The following is a 17,878-nucleotide window of genomic DNA, read 5'->3' on the forward strand; positions in this document are numbered from 1 at the left end:
TTAAATAGACCACTGCGGAGTGGTAGTTCAGTTGGTTAGAATACCGGCCTGTCACGCCGGGGGTCGCGGGTTCGAGTCCCGTCCACTCCGCCACTTATTTGAGAGTCGTCTCAATAAATACGAAGATAGGGGTGTAGCTCCAATTGGCAGAGCAGCGGATTCCAAATCCGCGTGTTGGGAGTTCGAATCTCTCCACCCCTGCCATATTCAAAGGCTCTGACTTAGGTCGGAGCCTTTTTCGTTTTTCGTTTTTCGTTTTTCCTTTCCTAAATTCTCTAATCTCATTGTTCACTGATATACTCGTAATCGTTATCAAATACATGGATATAATTATGCCTCATTTACGATTTAGAGCGATTGAACCTGAGCTTGTTAAAACTCTTTCGAGTCCACTAGTTGATGAACTGCAACCGTTAATGGACTGCCCCAAAGAGGACTTCACTGTTGAGCATATTGCTTCCACTTTTTACTTTGATAATAAGGTCACTCACGCTTACCCATTTATTGAAGTTCTTTGGTTTGATCGGGGACAGGAAGTCAAAAATTCAGTGGCCACAGTTATTACGACTCAAGTACGCTCAGCCCTTGGAAAAGAGGTTGATGTGGCGGTAATCTTTAGTGCGCTTGAGCCTGCAAATTACTACGATAATGGACAGCATTACGGTTAGTACTTGAATAAGGTGACTCTCACAATTGGGACTGGAGAAGTCGAAGTATGTTGACTATGGTTATCAATACTTCGGTAGATTAGTCTTTTTGTTTCTTGGTGTTATTGTTATTGAGTTAAGGCTTATCTACTGTATTTTTGGGGATTTCCCCATTAAGTTTTGGGTAAGGAAGACTGTTATGACTATGATCTCATCAAGGCAGTTTGCCCGATGGCTTAGGGAGAGATTCGCTTCAGAAAAAGATGGAGTGATTCTAACTAGAGAGGACATTAATCAACTATCCGGTAGGCAAAGTTTCACACTCGGTTTCATCAATGATATTCACTATGAGTTGATGCAGCACGGTATTGCCTTTGTGACCGACACCAGCAGAGAGAAGTTCTATTTAATTCCTATCAACTCTGCAGAAAACTGGCGCAAAAAACTGGAGATGCAGTATGAGAAAGAGCTTTACTGCAATGTTTTTCCAATCGAAAAGTCTGGGTAATAAAAAAGCCTCCACTTGGAGGCTTTTTGCTGACTAGGCCATACCTTGAATAATCACAAACTTCTCAAGTAGCTCATCATCGGTTTCCACATGGTTTGGATCGGTGATGATGCATTTTGTGATTGGGCAGACGGACTGACAAGTTGGTTTATCGTAGTGCCCTTTGCACTCTGTGCATAAATGGGGATCGATCTCAAAGATCTCGCTGCCCATACTAATTGCCCCATTAGGACATTCAGGGTCACACATATCACAGTTGATGCACTTGTCAGTGATTAATAGTGCCATGGTTACTTACCAGTTGGGTTACGTGTATCTTGTCCTGAATTTAGGTTACGCATAAGTAGTGCGTAGTCCAGATCCAACTCCTCTGGTACTGGAATGAAGACGAAGTGACCGTTACCTTTAGCGTCGTCGATGCTTTCTGACTTACGGTTTTCCATCACTTCTAGGCTGAATACCACATTGCCTTTTGGTGTCATTAACTCAAGGCTATCGCCAACCACAAATTTATTTTTCACTTCAACTTCAGCCAAGTGACCGCGACGTTTACCGGTAAACTCACCTACAAATTGCTGAGAATCGGAAACGGAATAACCGTAGTCATAGTTTTGATAGCTGTCATGAGTATGACGACGTAGGAAGCCTTCTGTATAACCGCGGTGAGCTAGGCTTTCTAGCGTGCCTAATAGTGACTCATCAAACGGTTTGCCAGCAACAGCGTCATCAATAGCTTTACGGTAAACTTGAGCAGTACGAGCACAGTAGTAGAAAGATTTAGTACGACCTTCAATCTTAAGTGAGTGGACACCCATCTTAGTCAAACGCTCAACATGCTGCACCGCACGAAGATCTTTGGAGTTCATGATGTACGTACCATGCTCATCTTCAAATGCCGCCATTTTATCTTCTGGACGATGGCTTTCAGAAAGTAGTACGACTTCATCTGTTGGTTTACCACGACCAATAGTGGTCTCTGGACGCTCATCAACGACTTCAACTGCTTGTGCTTCAGGAACAAATTCTTCGACAATTTGACCTGCGTCGTTTTCAGTCGCTTTTTCAACTTTGTATTCCCAGCGGCATGCATTGGTGCATGTACCCTGGTTTGGATCGCGTTTGTTGATGTAGCCGGATAGTAGGCAGCGACCTGAATAAGCCATGCAAAGTGCGCCGTGTACGAATACTTCTAGCTCAGTTTCAGGGCAATGTTCACGGATTTCCTCAATCTCTTCTAACGATAACTCACGAGACACGATAACGCGCTCAACACCATTAGCTGCCCAGAACTTAACAGTCGCCCAGTTTACGGCGTTTGCCTGTACTGATAGGTGAATCGGCATTTCAGGGAATGCTTCACGAACCATCATGATAAGACCTGGGTCAGACATGATCAGTGCGTCTGGACCCATTTCAACAACAGGTTTTAGATCACGGATGAAGGTTTTTAGCTTCGAGTTATGCGGTTGAATGTTACAAACCACATAAAGCTTTTTACCTAGGGCGTGCGCTTCATTGATACCTATCTGAAGGTTTTCGTGGTTGAATTCGTTGTTACGAACACGAAGGCTGTAACGAGGTTGACCTGCGTAAACCGCGTCCGCACCGTAGGCGAATGCATAACGCATGTTCTTAAGGCTGCCAGCAGGTGACAGAAGTTCTGGAGTAAACATTGCTTTATATCTCTAATCTGATTTCAAGTCAGTGTTGTGCCACCTAATGGCACTAAGGGGCGCAAATTTTACGCTAATATGGAGAGGTTTCCAAGTTTTGTATTGAGCTCGCAGAACGCGAGCTCAGATAAGTAATGGCTATTGCTTTGGTAAGCCGCCTAAGGCGTCATAAAGATTTGGTAGGAATGCGCCAAACTCACCGCAAAGCAATGAGAAGTCGGCATCCATTCGAGCCGCAGCGTCTTCTCTTGGAATGTCGTCATTCTCATCTTTCAGTTCATCGCTGAATTTAAGGCGTTTAATACTGCCATCATCAGCCAGAATAAATTCAATACGCTCTTGCCAGTTCAGCGCGAGTTTAGTTACAAACTTGTTTGCCTCAATATGACCAAGAATCTCGTCGCTTGACAGTTCTTGTTTCTTACAACGGATAACACCACCGTCTTCTAGCACTGACTTAAGCTCAGCCTCATCTAGAAGATTGAAGCCTGTAGGTACTTCACCGCCTTTCACCCATTCGGTTAATGTATTTTCAATAGGCTGCTCTGGGAAGGCAGGAACAACAGGCAGGCTTCCCATTGTTTTTCTCAAGAGGGCGATGACATCTTCTGATTTCTTAAAGCTACTTGCATCTACAATGATGAAGCCTTCTTTTGGAAGGATAAGCAGATGAGTGAGGTTGCTACGGCTGAAAGCTCGTGGAAGCAAATCAATGATGATTTCATCTTTAAGGTCATCTTTTTCTTTTTTCTTAAGTGGTCGACCTTCTTGCGTTTCCAACGCTTCTACTTTGCTGTTTAGTGACTCTTTGATCACAGACGCTGGCAGCATTTTTTCTTCTTTCTTTGCACAAAGCAAAATGCGGTTTTCAGAAACGTGGGTCATCATGTCGCCATGTTTACCAAGCGCTGTCACCCAACCAAATTTTTGCTTATCTTGACTACCACAAGGTGTAAAACTAAACTCTTCAAGCTGCTGCTCGAGTTTATCGGCGTTAAATTCAAGATCCTTGTTGAATCGATAGACCAAACAGTTTTTAAACCACATATTACTCTCACCTTTAGAATAGATAGCTGCACATGATAGGCAATTTTCAAACAATTGTCCTAGCTTAAATCTTCAATATGACAACCCAGATTGTGCGAAAGTTATATTAAAAATTGTTTTCAATGGTCACAAAAGTGTCATAATAATTCTTGATAATGCATGCAGTTGATTAGATTCCATAAGGTTATTCAGATATGTCTAGAAGAATCCTGGTTGTTGAGGATGAAGCACCAATTCGTGAAATGCTGTGTTTCGTGTTAGAGCAGAAAGGCTACCAAGCTGTTGAAGCAGAAGATTACGATACCGCAGTAAACAAACTGGCTGAACCTTACCCAGACCTTGTTCTGCTAGATTGGATGTTGCCTGGTGGGTCAGGTATCAATTTCATAAAGCACATGAAGCGTGAAGAGCTTACTCGAAACATTCCAGTAGTGATGTTGACGGCTCGTGGTGAAGAAGAAGATAAAGTGCGCGGCTTAGAAGTCGGGGCTGATGACTATATCACTAAACCTTTCTCTCCAAAGGAATTGGTTGCTCGACTAAAAGCAGTTATTCGCCGTGTCACACCAACTGCGTTGGAAGATGTTATCGATGTTCAAGGGCTGAAGCTGGACCCAGTATCGCATCGTGTTACTGCGAATGATGCACCGCTAGATATGGGACCAACGGAATTTAAAATGCTGCATTTCTTTATGACGCATCAAGAGCGCGTATACAGCCGCGAACAACTGCTTAATAACGTTTGGGGTACTAACGTTTATGTTGAAGACCGCACGGTGGATGTGCACATTCGTCGTTTGCGTAAGGCATTAGAGTCCGCAGGACATGATAAGTTGATTCAGACCGTTCGAGGCGCTGGCTACCGTTTCTCTACCAAAGGCTAGCATCGAACTGGAGAGATAGATGGTTGAAAGGTTAACCTGGAAAAAGCTGGCCTGGGAGCTGGCTTTTTTTTACACCCCTTGGATTGTTGTTGGGTGGATATTTGGATACATGCCGTGGTTACTGCTCGTTGCCACGGTTTTGCAGTTGATATGGCACCTACATAATCAGCTGCGTTTGTCTGCATGGTTGTGGGATGAAAAGCGTCTGACGCCGCCATCAGGCACAGGCAACTGGGAGTCGTTATTTAATGGCATCTATCGACTTCAACAGCGCCAAAGACGTAAACGAAAAGAGTTGACCAACCTAATTCGCCGTTTTAAAAACGGTGCGGAATCGCTTCCCGATGCAGTTGTGGTGTTTCGTAGTGAAGGTAATATCGTGTGGTGTAACAAACTCGCACAACACCTTCTTGGCTTTCGCTGGCCTGATGATTCAGGACAGCCGATTTCTAATCTGATTCGCACCCCAGATTTCATTAAGTATCTAAATAAGCAGGATTTCTCTGAACCTTTAGAAATGCGTTCGCCTTTGAATGTGGAAAGAATGCTGGAGCTTCGAATTGTACCGTATACCGAAGGTGAGCATTTGATGGTCGTGCGTGACGTCAGCCAACTTAAGCAATTAGAAGGTATGCGTCGCAATTTCTTTGCTAACGTTTCTCATGAACTACGTACACCAATGACTGTTCTTCAGGGTTACCTTGAGATGACAGAAGATCCAGACATGGTTGTAGGTCCTATGTGGACTAAAGCTCACGGTGTAATGACCGAACAGCTTAATCGAATGAACAGCCTTGTGAATCAGTTACTCACGCTCTCCAAAATTGAAGCTGCGCCAATGCATGAGTTAGACGAAGTCGTCAATGTGCCTGCTATGCTCGAAGTTCTCGAAAAAGAGGCGGTTAGCCTAAGTGGTGAGGATGGGCACAAGGTTGAGTTTGATGTCGATAATAGCCTGAGAGTATTTGGTGACGATGATCAGTTAAGAAGTGCTATTTCTAATCTGGTTTACAACGCGATTAAATATACGCCACCGGGTGCAAATGTGAAGGTACGTTGGTATCAATCTGCTCAAGGTGCATGTTTAGATGTAGAAGATACTGGGGATGGTATTGAGCCCCAGCATTTGCACCGACTAACTGAGCGTTTTTATCGTGTCGATAAGGCACGCTCTCGTGATACTGGCGGAAGTGGGTTAGGGCTAGCTATCGTAAAACATGCGCTATCTCACCATGATTCTCATCTGGAAATTCACTCGGAAGTGGGCGTTGGTAGTAAATTCTCATTCATTCTTCCAGAACGTTTGGTAGTGAACTAATGGCGATGAGCGGAAGGTTAAGTTGGTCAGTATTGCTTTTTGGCGTGATATCCTTCTCTACGCTGGCTTCAGAGTTGCCTAAATATACGAAGCAACCTGGGGTTGCAGGCAACTTATCCTCAGTAGGTTCAGATACTTTATCGGGGATGACCACCTTATGGCTTGAAGAGTTTAAGAACATTTATCCTAATGTTAATGCCCAAATTCAAGCTTCAGGCTCGTCGACGGCACCTCCTGCTCTGGCCGAAGGTACGGCACAATTCGGTCCTATGAGCAGGAAGATGCGTTTAAAAGAGGTGGAATCTTTTGAGCGGCATTATGGTTACAAACCGACCGAGCTTCGAGTTGCGATCGATGCGATCGGGATATTTGTTCATACCGACAACCCCATCAAAGGGTTGAATTTCCAGCAAATAGACAGCATTTTTTCCTCAACCTTACGCTGTGGAAGCAACCACTACATTAGTAAGTGGGAGCAGCTTGGCGTTAAAGCACCTTGGAGTCAACGTGCTATTCAGATGTTCGGCCGTAACTCAGTGTCGGGGACCTATGGTTATTTCAAGAACAATGCATTGTGTGGAGGCGATTTCAAACGCAATGTGAATGAGCAACCTGGCTCGGCATCTGTGGTGCAGTCAGTAGCGTCATCCGTGAATACTATTGGTTACTCCGGCATTGGTTATCAAGTATCGGGGGCGAAATTGGTGCCTATCGCTAAACAAGGCGAGGATTACATCTTACCAACTCAAGACAATGTACAGTCGGGTCACTACCCACTGTCTCGGTTCTTGTATGTCTACGTCAATAAAGACCCACAACGAAAACTTGATCCTATAGAGGAAGCCTACATTCGCTATATCTATTCCCGAGAAGGTCAGCGAATCGTGGTGAAAGATGGCTATGTACCGTTAAGTCGAGAATTTGCAGAACAAGAGCTAGCCAAGGTTGGATTGAGCTTTATCGACTAACCTTCATTGGCGAACCGCAAATGTAGCTGCGACAGTTAATTGAATTCAAGTTGCCACCCTACCGCTTGCCAGTAGTTTTGCTCCGTTTGTAAATCAGCGGAGAGAAGCCGGTTTTGTTCTAACCAATCTACTTGCTCACAACTCACAGTCCAAATGTCGTCGACAATAGTCAGCTTTAGAGGTAATAACTCATCATTGCGCTGCCCATTAACGATAATGGCGAGTCGTAGGATTCGTATTAAACCGAGAATATGTTTTTTCTTAAACAGGCTAAACTCAGGGAGCTCTTGTAACTTGAGTGATTTTCTTTGATAGCGAGCCAGTGTCGCTAAAATGCGCTGCTGCTCACTGTTAAAACCCGGCATATTGGTGTGCGTGAGTATGTAGCTTGAATGTTTATGGAAGGCCTGATAACTAATACTGAGCCCAACCTCGTGAAGTAGAGCACTCCACTCAAGCAAACTAAACAAATCACTTTTCTTTTTAAGATTGAGCTGCTCATGAGTTTGATTTAAAAACTCGACTGCCTGGCCGCGAACTTTGGCGGCATGTTCAAGATCGACAAAATGTTTGGCGGCCAAATTTTCAGTAGTTCGCATTCGGATATCAGAGCGTTGGAAACGTTCCTCCATTTCATAAAGCAAACCTTCACGAAGAGCCCCTGCTGAAAAGTGCATTTCACGAATTTTTAAACTTTCAAAGAGCGCAGTTAATATGGCCACGCCTGCGGCAAACACTGGCTTTCTTTCGTCCGTTAGTCCAGCTAAGTTGATGTCATCAATAGTGCTAAACTCACACAAGGTATCGATAAGTTTATACAATCGTCTATGGGTGATTAAACCATCTTCATGTCCTAATCCGATTATGACTTCCCTTATTGCTTTAATCGTTCCAGAGGAGCCTAATGCAACTTCCCAACCTTTCTTTTTATATCGAACCGACAATGCTTCAAGTCTTTGCTGAGCAGATAAAATAGCTTTGGAGAAATTTTTAGTGGAGAGTTTTCCGTTGGCAAAAAATTTAGTGGTATAACTCACGCAGCCCATCTGAGTGCTATTTAGTAGTACAGGTTCGAAAGCCTTACCTATGATGAGCTCGGTACTACCACCACCAATATCAATCACCAGTTTTGAATTTGACTCGGTTTGAGTATGTGCAACGCCGGTATAGATTAGGCGTGCTTCTTCTTCACCAGGGATGACTTCAATAGGAAAGGGAAGAACGTCGCGAGCGCGTTGCAAAAAGATATGGGTATTATTGGCGATACGCAGCGTGTGGGTTGCGGCAATACGAACGTTTTCTGGCTCAAAGCCTTGTAGGCGTTCTGCAAACATGGCAAGGCATTCTAATCCTCGTTCAATCGCAGCATTGTCGAGATTCTGTTGAGCGTCCAACCCGGAGGCTAATCTCACTCGCTGTTTATGGCGACTTACTAACTGTAGATCTTGATCCACTACCTTAGCGACGACCATATGAAAGCTGTTCGAACCTAAATCGATAGCGGCGACATTTTTTATACTACTGTCCTTGGTCTGGCTCATTATTGATCAGTTGCTCTTTGGTTTTTCTTGTTTGTTTCTCTACCTTTTTAAGATAGTCGTAAATAGCCATTTGTGAGCGTACTTTCTTACGATTACCGCGCGGTACGTAGCTGTTGCTCATTTCTTTGTCTATCCAACGCGCCTTCATGGTATCAGTAAAGTGAAGGTTAATAATGTCGATAATTCGCTGTTTTAAACGAGTATCACGCACTGGAGCGGCGACTTCAATACGATGGTCTATGTTGCGAGTCATCCAGTCGGCAGATGAGATATAGACTTGAGGGTCGCCATTGTTATGCGCAATGATGGCGCGAGGGTGTTCTAGGAAACGATCAACAATGCTGATAATTTTTATGTTATCGCTCACTCCTGCAACACCAGGAACTAGAGAGCACATGCCGCGGATAATCATTTGGATTTTAACCCCTGCATTGCTCGCGCCGTAGAGCTTGTTGATCAGTCCTTTGTCTACTAAGTTATTAATCTTTAAAGTGAGTTTGCCTTTCTTGCCCGACTTGGCATTGGCGATTTCAGTATCAATGAGTCGGTAGAGTTGTTTGCGCGAGTTACGTGGTGAGACGATGAGATAGTTAAACTTCACTGGTCGATAAGGGTTTTCGATATAGCCGAAAACGTTACGAACTTCATTCGCGATCTCTTGATCGGCAGTTAGCAAAGAAAAGTCGGTATAGATGCGAGCGTTCTTCTCATGAAAGTTCCCAGTGCCAATGTGAGCGTAGCGGGTAATCTCGCCCTTTTCTCGGCGACTTATCAGCAGTAACTTAGCGTGTATTTTTAACCCCGGAGCACCAAAGATCACTTGTACCCCGTTTTCGGTGAGCACCCTAGACCATTCAATGTTGGCTTCTTCGTCAAACCGAGCCTGTAGCTCAACCACTACCGTGACATTTTTCCCGTTGTGTACTGCGTCAATCAACGAGTTCATCAAACGGGAGTCTTTCGCGACTCGATATACGTTTATTTTGATGCCAATGACTTTAGGGTCAAACGAGGCTTGACGCACTAACTCAGTAATATGATCGAAGGTGTGATAGGGGAAATGGAGCAAAATATCTTGAGCGCGTATGGCCTCAAACTGGTTGTCGTAGCCATCGAAATCGGCACAACGCATTGGAGGTAGTGGTTTGTTTTCTAGGTATTCACGTCCAACATTTGGAAAGCCGATAAAGTCTTTAAAGTTATGGTAGCGACCACCGGGAATGAGGCTATCGTAGTTAGAAATGCCTAGTTTGCTGCACAAGGTATTTAGCATTTCTTCGGGCATATCACGCTCGTAAACAAAGCGTACGGGCATGGCGGTCAGTCGTTGATTGACACTTTCCGACATTTGCTCGAGCAGGCTGTGTTCTACTTCGAGACTTAAGTCGTACTCCGCATCCCTCGTCATTTTCATCGCATAGCCATTAAGCTCATCGTAATCAAAGAACCCGCGGAATATATCGTCAAGACAATAACGAATGATGTTGTCGAGCAGAATGATGGTTTTACGGCGTTTACCTTTCTGTTCCGGAACCATGACAAAACGGGGTAAGTGATCAGTCGGGATCTCTAAGATCGCATACTGAGAACTCTGCTCTTTTTGCATATCGACAACGATATAAGCGTACTCATCTTTAAGAAATTGCAGTACGTTGATGTCTTCACCAAGCATAAAAGGCGTTAAGTGAGGCAGTACTTCATTTCTAAAGTATTTCTTTACCCACTTTTGCTGCGTGTCACTTAACTGAGTTTCATTAACTAGGAAGATTCGACGACGAGCCATCTCTAAAATCAGCTCGTTGTAGAGTTCATCAAATCGTAAATTAAGCTTGAGTGCCTTACTTTGCATCTTACCCAGTAGATGCTTGGAGTTGTCGTTAATACCACTTTCTTGGTTAATGAGGATGCGGCGTTTTACGTCAGAGAAGCGAACTTTGTAAAACTCATCGAGGTTGTTGGAGAAAATCCCTAAAAAGCGGATGCGTTCAATCAATGGGACGGTCTTGTCTGCGGCTTCTTGCAGCACTCGCTCGTTAAAAGAGAGCCAACTAAGTTCTTTTTCGATATAGAGTTTTTCCGCGCTCATTTACCTAACCACCAACATTTTGGACTCATTGTTGTCAATGAGTGACATATAAGACTAACCTGATCGTGAACCTTATTGATTTTATATGACATTTTTATTTCAAATAGCGTGCGACTTGACACATTTCATTATTTTCAGCACGTTAGATGGCATGTAATATAACTGTCATCTAAACGACATAAAATGTTGGGGCACGTCATGCATTCTAGTAACTCGTCCCAGAACCCTTAATGGGCAATATCTCGTAAGATTCTAACCGCCACCAAAGAGACAAATGTAGATTATGGCAACAGCCAATTTTTCGTTACAAACCAAAGATCGTAAAAGACTGGTAAAGGACCGTTTGGTTCGCTGGATCGTGTCTTTTGGCGGTTTGAGTGTATTGGCGAGTTTGATCTTTATCTTTGTCTATTTGGCTTATGTGACGTTCCCACTTTTCTCTGATGCCAAAGTATCATGGTCACAAGGGGTTGAGTTAAGTATAGATAAACCTATCGTCTATAGCGCGATAGACGACCACGGCACTCTAGCTGCTTTTGTGACAACGGATGGCGTGGTGGTTGAGCAATCTTTAGTCTCAGGTCAACAAACAACACGTCAACTTCCTATTAGTACCTCAATGCTTAAGACGGTTAATAATGACCAGTTACTCATTGTTGATTCTGATCAGAGACTCGCCTTAGTTCAGCCTAAATTTAAATGGCAATCAGAAAAAGGACAAGGTGATCTAGAACTTAAGTTGCCAGGTCGTGCTGATTGGATGCCCACTCATGGCAGCGTCATATCATTGGTAACAGCAACCAGCAATGCTCGTGGAATAGCCTTTGCTATGGTAGATAGTCGTGGCTTAGTCCATTTGATTTGGCAGCCAACGAGTTCAGATGCGCAGGATTCTTCCGATTCGAAAACAGTGCAAACTCTCTCTACTCTTGCACCTTTAGACTCTGCCGATGAAATATTGCTAACTCCAGATGCGCAAACGGTTTATGTGCGAAGTGGTAATGAACTTGCTGTGATCAACAGAGGGGCCGAGCATCTCGTGGTTCGTGAGGTGGTGGACTTAACTGCAGTGAATAAGGCCAAAGTCACGGGGCTCAAATTGTTGTCTGGCGCTCACTCCTTACTGGTGGAGTATGATAATCAGCAAGTTTGGCAGTGGTTTGATGTGGTGAAACAAGACGCTAGGCACTTAACTGCTATTCGTTCCTTTAATTTTGACGCACCTTTAACTGCTTTACTTCCAGAAAATTTAACGAAAGGGTTCATAACCGTCCTAGCTGACGGAAGCCTACAAAGTAATTACACCACTAGTGAACGCGTTGTATTCACCAGTAGCCTGCCGAGTAAGAGCCTGGTAAGCGTCTCTGCGCTTTCTTATAACAATCAGTATGCATTGGTATTGTCCGGCGGTACGACCTACTTAGGACATATTGATAATCCGCATCCAGAAATTTCGTTGTCGGCACTGTTTGGCAAAGTGTGGTATGAGAGTTACCCAGAGCCTGAATTCGTTTGGCAAACTACTGCTGCTTCTGATGAGTTTGAAGGTAAGTACAGCCTTGTGCCTATTGCCTTTGGTACTATTAAAGCTGCGATGTTCGCTATGCTGTTTGCGGTACCGATTGCGGTGCTGGGCGCGATCTATACGGCGTATTTTATGTCATCTAGTATGCGTAAAGTCGTTAAGCCAACCATCGAACTGATGGAGGCGTTGCCTACCGTTATCATTGGTTTTCTTGCGGGTCTTTGGTTTGCGCCGATAGTAGAAACGCATTTACCAGCGGTACTTCTGCTTCTACTGACTCTACCAACAATTTGTCTATTGGCTGGTGTTGTTTGGTACATCTTGCCACGTCAATACACCAGTAAACTACCCAGTGGATTACATCCGTTTACGCTAATTCCTGTCATCATTGTTGCGATGTACCTTGCCATGACGTACTCCACTGACATGGAGGTGTTGTTTTTTAATGGTGATGCGCGAGTTTTTCTTGCTCAACATGGCATTGATTTTGACCAAAGAAATGCTCTAGTTGTGGGCTTTGCAATGGGATTTGCTGTGATTCCTACCATCTTTACGATTGCTGAAGACGCGATCTTTTCTGTGCCGAAGCATCTTTCCGACGGTTCATTAGCACTAGGAGCAACTCAGTGGCAAACCTTAGTGTACGTTGTGCTACTCACCGCAAGTCCGGGGATTTTCTCGGCAGTAATGATGGGATTGGGTCGAGCAGTAGGCGAAACAATGATCGTTTTGATGGCGACGGGCAACACACCAATATTGGATTGGAATATTTTTGAGGGCATGAGAACACTTTCTGCCACCATGGCTGTGGAGCTCCCTGAATCTGAGGTTGGAAGCAGCCACTATCGTTTGTTGTTTTTAATCGCATTGATTTTGTTTAGTTTTACTTTTGTTGTGAATTCACTGGCTGAGTGGGTTAGACAAAGACTGCGGGAGAAATACAGTGCGCTGTAGAATGTGGAAGGAGCCTTATCATGTTTAAGTGGCTCAAATCTGGCGCACCTTGGGTTTGGCTAACAGGTGGTGCCGTTAGCATCAGCTTAATATCCGTCCTCGGTCTTTTGTTATTGATCGGTTGGAAAGGGCTCACTTATTTTTGGCCCGCTCCGCTTTATCAATGGCAAGATGACAACGGCAAAGCTTTAATTGGGCAGATTTACTCAAAGACTTGGGTTCCTACCCATAACATTCCTGATGCCGATAAGTTGTTACCGACTGAGGTGCTGGCTGCGGGGAAAGTAGAGCGTCTGAGTATTAAAGTCGCGAATCGAGACTTATATGGTGTCGATTTTGTTTCTTTGCTCTCACCACAACTTAAGTTGCAAACGACACCTGCCGATCTTGTCGTTTTAGAGAGAACACGTGGTGGTGACTTCTTTGGGAAAATTATCGCTCTAAAGACGCCCGATGGCGCAATTACTGCGGATCTTAACACTCTGCTGAAGCTCGAAATTCAGCAGGTGAAACTGACTCGAGAGCAAATAGATGACACGATTCAGCGTAAAATACGTGGCTTGAATCATCAATTGGAAGCATTACGGCTAAAGCAGCGCCGAGACTCACTTAATGGAGAGCTGTCAGAGGAGCTTACTCACCGTTATGAGCAGCAAGTCAGTATTATTCACCAGCAGCTAAACCAAAGTGAAGGGGAGCTGGATGCACTGCGTAACGAGTTGAGCAGTAAAACGCTCATTGTTGAAGATATGCGTGGTGAGAAAGTTGAGATTGGGTTAAATCGGATCCTTGATTTCTGGTATCCGAACAATATGTCTTTTGCCGATAAGTTAGTACATTGGAGTGGACAAGTCTGGAAGTTCCTCTCTGATGATCCACGAGAGTCAAATTCTGAAGGCGGGGTGTTTCCAGCCATTTTTGGCACTGTTCTGTTGGTTATCATTATGTCGATAATGGTGATGCCGTTAGGGGTGCTAGTTGCGGTTTATCTACATGAATATGCTGAAAATAATGCTCTCACACGAATGATACGGGTAGGGGTGATTAACCTAGCGGGGGTACCTTCCATTGTATACGGTGTGTTTGGTTTAGGCTTTTTCGTCTATACCATTGGTGGCTCAATTGATTCGCTGTTCTATGCTGAGCGACTACCTGCACCAACGTTTGGTACTCCGGGGCTATTGTGGTCGGCATTAACTCTTGCGATTCTTACATTGCCAGTAGTGATTGTTGCAACGGAGGAAGGGCTGAATAGAATTCCAATGTCCGCCAGACATGGGTCACTAGCTCTAGGAGCAACCCAGTCTGAAACGCTTTGGCGTATTGTATTGCCTATGGCGAGCCCTGCAATCATCACTGGGCTGATCCTTGCAGTCGCGAGAGCCGCGGGAGAGGTTGCGCCTCTAATGTTGGTTGGGGTGGTAAAACTAGCATCAAGCTTGCCTATTGATTCACAGTTTCCCTTTTTGCATCTAGAGCGTAAATTTATGCACCTTGGTTTCCATATCTATGATGTGGGCTTTCAAACCTCGAATATTGAAGCCGCACGACCGTTAGTCTATGCCACCTCTTTCTTGTTGGTAACGGTGGTCGTTGGGCTAAACTTAACAGCAATCGCCATACGAAATAACCTGCGCGAAAAATATCGAACATTAGGACAAGATTAATCATGTTTTCTATCAATCAAACGTTGGGCTATCCCACGCCTTTAGATGTTAACAATCTAAGTGATGAGCAAACCGCCATTGCGATAGAAAACTTGAATCTGTTTTATCGCGATAAACAAGCTCTAGACGACGTATCTATGCGGATTCCAAAAGGGCAAGTGACCGCATTTATCGGACCGTCTGGCTGTGGTAAATCGACTCTGCTTCGCTGTATCAACCGAATGAATGATCTAATTGAAGGTTGTACGGTGACAGGCAAAGTGAAATTACATGGAGGTAATGTTTATCATCCGGATGTGGACGTCGCTACTTTGCGAAGACGAGTTGGGATGGTGTTTCAGCGTCCGAATCCATTTCCAAAGTCTATATATGAGAATGTGGTGTATGGATTGCGGCTTCAAGGAATTAAGAACAGCCGTAATCTCGATGATGCGGTAGAGCGAGCATTGCGCTCAGCGGCGCTCTGGGATGAAGTGAAAGACAGATTACACGAGAATGCATTTGGGCTTTCAGGTGGACAACAACAGCGATTGGTGATTGCTCGAGCTATTGCTATTGAACCCGAAGTATTGCTGCTGGATGAGCCAACGTCGGCGCTTGATCCTATTTCAACATTGACCATCGAAGAGCTCATTAATGATCTTAAAACCAAGTACACGGTTGTGATCGTAACGCATAACATGCAGCAGGCAGCGCGAGTTAGTGATCACACTGCCTTTATTCACCTCGGAAAATTGGTAGAGTATGCGGATACTGATACTATATTTACCTCACCGATTGAAAAACAAACCGAAGACTATATTACCGGTCGCTACGGTTAATTAAGGAAGTTGTTGGACATGCACTTTGGTCGTCATATCTCTGGTCAATTTAATGCCGAATTAGAATCGATACGCACTCACGTGTTAACAATGGGAGGGCTGGTCGAGCAACAGCTATCCTTTGCGATGCAGGCGTTGCACAAAGACGACCTTGAGTTGGCCAAAAAAGTGGTCAGGGACGATCACAAAGTGAATGCGATGGAAGTCTCCATTGACGAGGCATGTACGAGAATTATTGCTAAACGCCAGCCAACGGCTAAAGATCTCCGCTTAGTGATGGCAATCATCAAAACGATAACGGATCTTGAACGTATCGGCGATGTAGCGACTCGAATTGCTCGCGTGGCTATAGAGCAACCATCAACGAAACAACAGAAATTTCATGTCTCTTTAGAGCCGCTATGCCGACAAGCCATCACTATGTTGCATCAAGTGCTTGATGCATTTGCTCGTATGGATGTCGATGCTGCTGCCGAAGTCTATAAATTAGATGACAAGCTGGATGCAGAGTATGAAGCCGTGGTTCGTCAGTTGATGACGTATATGATGGAAGACCCGAAGAACATTCCTAACATTCTTCAGGTCATGTGGTCAGCTCGAGCCATTGAGCGGGTAGGTGATCGTTGCCAGAATATTTGTGAATACATCATTTACTTCGTGAAGGGTAAAGATGTTCGTCACCTGGACGAGAAAGCCATTAACGACATTCTTTAGTTGGGCAGTTTAAAAACGCCCAATCACACCGAAGTTTAAGGTCATATTCGAGCCTACTGGGATATAGGTGTCCTGTGAGTTGAATACGTCATAATCGAAACCTGTCTTTAAACCAAAGCTTGAGTTGAGCATATAAACATAACTTGCTCCAATGCTTAAGCCTAGGGAACTGCGACTACTCGATTCACTATCGCGGCTATCGCGACCGTAATAATCAGCAAGGCCAAATTCAGCCTGCAAGCCATGGTCCTGCTTGTGTCCGAACATATGTTGTAATCCTAGGCGGTAGGAGTCTAGTCGTTCGTCGTAACGGTTTGTGTTATAGGTCTTGCGTCCATAGCTAAAAAATACAGCATCCATACCTAGTGTGTCCGCTACACCTAACTGAATACCAGCACCATTGTATATACCGATTTTGAGGTCAGGTGATACGTGGAACGTTTGAGCTGATGTTGTGAAAGAAAGAGTAGCGATTAGAGGTAACAATAGCTTTTTCATCAAGCACCTTTAAGAACAGTAAAAGTGTGCTGATGGTAGCTATCGTTGTGCTACATGGCTAAGAAGTGTTGCTTATCGCTAATATTAGTTTTAATTATTGATCTGCTCTAAAAACTTTTCGCGTAGTATTTTTTCCAACCATTGCGCTTTAGGGGAGTGACGGTTTTTATTGTGAAGGTAGGTATACAGGTTTTTAGTATATGTACGCCCGTCCAGTTCAAACCTTAGTGCTCTCAAACCAGAACTATGTCGATTTGGTAACAGGTTAGAGTGAGGCAATAAGATATCCGTAGCAGAAACGACGTCAATGATGGCCATGAGCACCTCCGACCGGAAAACCACTTTAGGCTCGTAGCCTAGCTGTTCAAGTATCTGAGCAGCAAAGCTAAAGTTATCATTCCAGCCAGGGGAAATTAAAGAGGCGATTTCAAACTGAGCTGCATCGTGCGCCGTAATGACCTCTCCCTTAAGAGGATGGTCTTGTCGTACATAAACTTGTCCTTCTAAATAGGCTAACTTAGTTCTCGCAATTTCTTTGGAGATGCTATCTAGATCATAGTGAATTCCTATGAAAACCTCCCCACTACGAAGTTGCTCTGGTGTTTGTTGAGTCCAACTCACTAACTCCAAATTGAGTTTTGGGGCTTGTTTTCTAAGTTCAGTAAATAAAGATCCCGCCAAACAAGATAATACGATTGGCGCCAAAGCGATTTTTATTGTTCCTTCTAGCTCACTTGGCGAAAAGTCGGAAAGCTGTTCTAAAGAGGCTTCGAGTCCATCTAAATAAGGGGCAATCTTTTCCTCTACTTGAAGAGCAAATGGTGTTGGCTCTAACCCGCCCTGTACTTTGACGAAGAGTTCGTCATCCAAGTGAAATCGCAGCTTTTGCAGAGCTTGACTGATTGCAGGCTGAGTCACAAACAAGCGCTCGGCGGTTTTTCGGGCATTGCGCTCCTGCAACAGAACTCGAAACGTTCTGAGTAGGTTCAAATCGAGCTTTTGGAATAAATTCGCTGACGTTTTCATA

At 44.3% G+C, this 17,878-nt stretch carries 16 protein-coding genes and 2 tRNA genes; 11 read left to right on the forward strand and 7 right to left on the reverse strand.

Going from position 1 to position 17,878, the window contains the following annotated elements:
• Nucleotides 1-16: 16 nt before the first annotated feature.
• The 4 genes from L2W36_RS24345 to L2W36_RS24360 all read left to right on the forward strand — a co-directional run bounded on the left by L2W36_RS24345 (nt 17) and on the right by L2W36_RS24360 (nt 1,155).
• Nucleotides 17-93, forward strand: a tRNA-Asp gene (locus L2W36_RS24345).
• Between the two features lie 34 nt (nt 94-127).
• Nucleotides 128-204, forward strand: a tRNA-Trp gene (locus tag L2W36_RS24350).
• Between the two features lie 128 nt (nt 205-332).
• The gene (locus L2W36_RS24355; RefSeq protein WP_006074774.1) at nt 333-668 is read left to right on the forward strand and encodes a DUF1904 domain-containing protein; all 336 of its coding nucleotides are present in this window, start codon (nt 333-335) and stop codon (nt 666-668) included.
• Between the two features lie 178 nt (nt 669-846).
• Entirely contained in the window at nt 847-1,155 is a 309-nt protein-coding gene (locus tag L2W36_RS24360; RefSeq protein WP_038223073.1) for a hypothetical protein, read from the forward strand.
• A 33-nt stretch (nt 1,156-1,188) separates the two neighbouring features.
• On the opposite strand, the gene L2W36_RS24365 is transcribed toward L2W36_RS24360, so the two are convergent.
• The 3 genes from L2W36_RS24365 to rdgC all read right to left on the reverse strand — a co-directional run bounded on the left by L2W36_RS24365 (nt 1,189) and on the right by rdgC (nt 3,875).
• Nucleotides 1,189-1,443, reverse strand: coding sequence for a YfhL family 4Fe-4S dicluster ferredoxin (locus L2W36_RS24365; protein ID WP_006074776.1), 255 nt, complete (start codon nt 1,441-1,443; stop codon nt 1,189-1,191).
• A gap of 2 nt (nt 1,444-1,445) precedes the next feature.
• Nucleotides 1,446-2,828: a prephenate-dependent tRNA uridine(34) hydroxylase TrhP gene (trhP, locus tag L2W36_RS24370; protein ID WP_006074777.1), complete on the reverse strand. Its 1,383-nt coding sequence runs from the start codon at nt 2,826-2,828 to the stop codon at nt 1,446-1,448.
• A 138-nt stretch (nt 2,829-2,966) separates the two neighbouring features.
• Nucleotides 2,967-3,875, reverse strand: coding sequence for a recombination-associated protein RdgC (gene rdgC / locus L2W36_RS24375; protein ID WP_236111810.1), 909 nt, complete (start codon nt 3,873-3,875; stop codon nt 2,967-2,969).
• Nucleotides 3,876-4,069: 194 nt separating this feature from the next.
• On the opposite strand from rdgC, the gene phoB reads away from it, so the two are divergent.
• Genes phoB through L2W36_RS24390 form a run of 3 tightly spaced genes read left to right on the forward strand, consistent with a single transcriptional unit; the run spans nt 4,070 to nt 7,045 of the window.
• The gene (gene phoB, locus L2W36_RS24380) at nt 4,070-4,759 is read left to right on the forward strand and encodes a phosphate regulon transcriptional regulator PhoB (RefSeq protein ID WP_038227986.1); all 690 of its coding nucleotides are present in this window, start codon (nt 4,070-4,072) and stop codon (nt 4,757-4,759) included.
• A 19-nt stretch (nt 4,760-4,778) separates the two neighbouring features.
• Complete coding sequence (phoR, locus tag L2W36_RS24385; RefSeq protein ID WP_038227984.1) at nt 4,779-6,077, forward strand: phosphate regulon sensor histidine kinase PhoR; 1,299 nt, start codon at nt 4,779-4,781, stop codon at nt 6,075-6,077.
• 5 nt (nt 6,078-6,082) lie between these two features.
• Complete coding sequence (locus L2W36_RS24390; RefSeq protein WP_373682926.1) at nt 6,083-7,045, forward strand: PstS family phosphate ABC transporter substrate-binding protein; 963 nt, start codon at nt 6,083-6,085, stop codon at nt 7,043-7,045.
• A 35-nt stretch (nt 7,046-7,080) separates the two neighbouring features.
• On the opposite strand, the gene ppx is transcribed toward L2W36_RS24390, so the two are convergent.
• Together ppx and ppk1 are read right to left on the reverse strand one after the other, a co-directional pair.
• A complete protein-coding gene (gene ppx, locus L2W36_RS24395; protein ID WP_236111811.1) occupies nt 7,081-8,586 on the reverse strand; it encodes an exopolyphosphatase in 1,506 nt (501 codons plus the stop codon).
• Entirely contained in the window at nt 8,564-10,672 is a 2,109-nt protein-coding gene (gene ppk1 / locus L2W36_RS24400; RefSeq protein ID WP_236111812.1) for a polyphosphate kinase 1, read from the reverse strand. Before ppk1 ends, ppx begins: the two co-directional genes overlap by 23 nt.
• A gap of 283 nt (nt 10,673-10,955) precedes the next feature.
• Between ppk1 and L2W36_RS24405 the strand changes: the two genes are divergently transcribed.
• The 4 genes from L2W36_RS24405 to phoU are packed head-to-tail and all read left to right on the forward strand — an operon-like array spanning nt 10,956 to nt 16,353.
• Nucleotides 10,956-13,151, forward strand: coding sequence for an ABC transporter permease subunit (locus L2W36_RS24405; protein WP_236111813.1), 2,196 nt, complete (start codon nt 10,956-10,958; stop codon nt 13,149-13,151).
• A gap of 20 nt (nt 13,152-13,171) precedes the next feature.
• Complete coding sequence (gene pstA / locus L2W36_RS24410) at nt 13,172-14,818, forward strand: phosphate ABC transporter permease PstA (RefSeq protein ID WP_124940210.1); 1,647 nt, start codon at nt 13,172-13,174, stop codon at nt 14,816-14,818.
• A 2-nt stretch (nt 14,819-14,820) separates the two neighbouring features.
• The gene (gene pstB, locus L2W36_RS24415) at nt 14,821-15,639 is read left to right on the forward strand and encodes a phosphate ABC transporter ATP-binding protein PstB (RefSeq protein WP_006074789.1); all 819 of its coding nucleotides are present in this window, start codon (nt 14,821-14,823) and stop codon (nt 15,637-15,639) included.
• Nucleotides 15,640-15,657: 18 nt separating this feature from the next.
• Entirely contained in the window at nt 15,658-16,353 is a 696-nt protein-coding gene (gene phoU / locus L2W36_RS24420; protein ID WP_006074790.1) for a phosphate signaling complex protein PhoU, read from the forward strand.
• A 9-nt stretch (nt 16,354-16,362) separates the two neighbouring features.
• Here phoU and L2W36_RS24425 read toward each other — a convergent pair whose 3' ends face one another.
• The gene (locus L2W36_RS24425) at nt 16,363-16,851 is read right to left on the reverse strand and encodes a hypothetical protein (protein ID WP_236111814.1); all 489 of its coding nucleotides are present in this window, start codon (nt 16,849-16,851) and stop codon (nt 16,363-16,365) included.
• A 90-nt stretch (nt 16,852-16,941) separates the two neighbouring features.
• Nucleotides 16,942-17,877 carry a LysR family transcriptional regulator gene (locus L2W36_RS24430; RefSeq protein ID WP_236111815.1) on the reverse strand — a complete coding sequence of 312 codons (936 nt, stop codon included), beginning with the start codon at nt 17,875-17,877 and terminating at the stop codon, nt 16,942-16,944.
• Nucleotide 17,878 lies beyond the last annotated feature (1 nt).

The organism is Vibrio sp. McD22-P3, from assembly GCF_021568915.1.
Classification (GTDB): domain Bacteria; phylum Pseudomonadota; class Gammaproteobacteria; order Enterobacterales; family Vibrionaceae; genus Vibrio; species Vibrio mediterranei.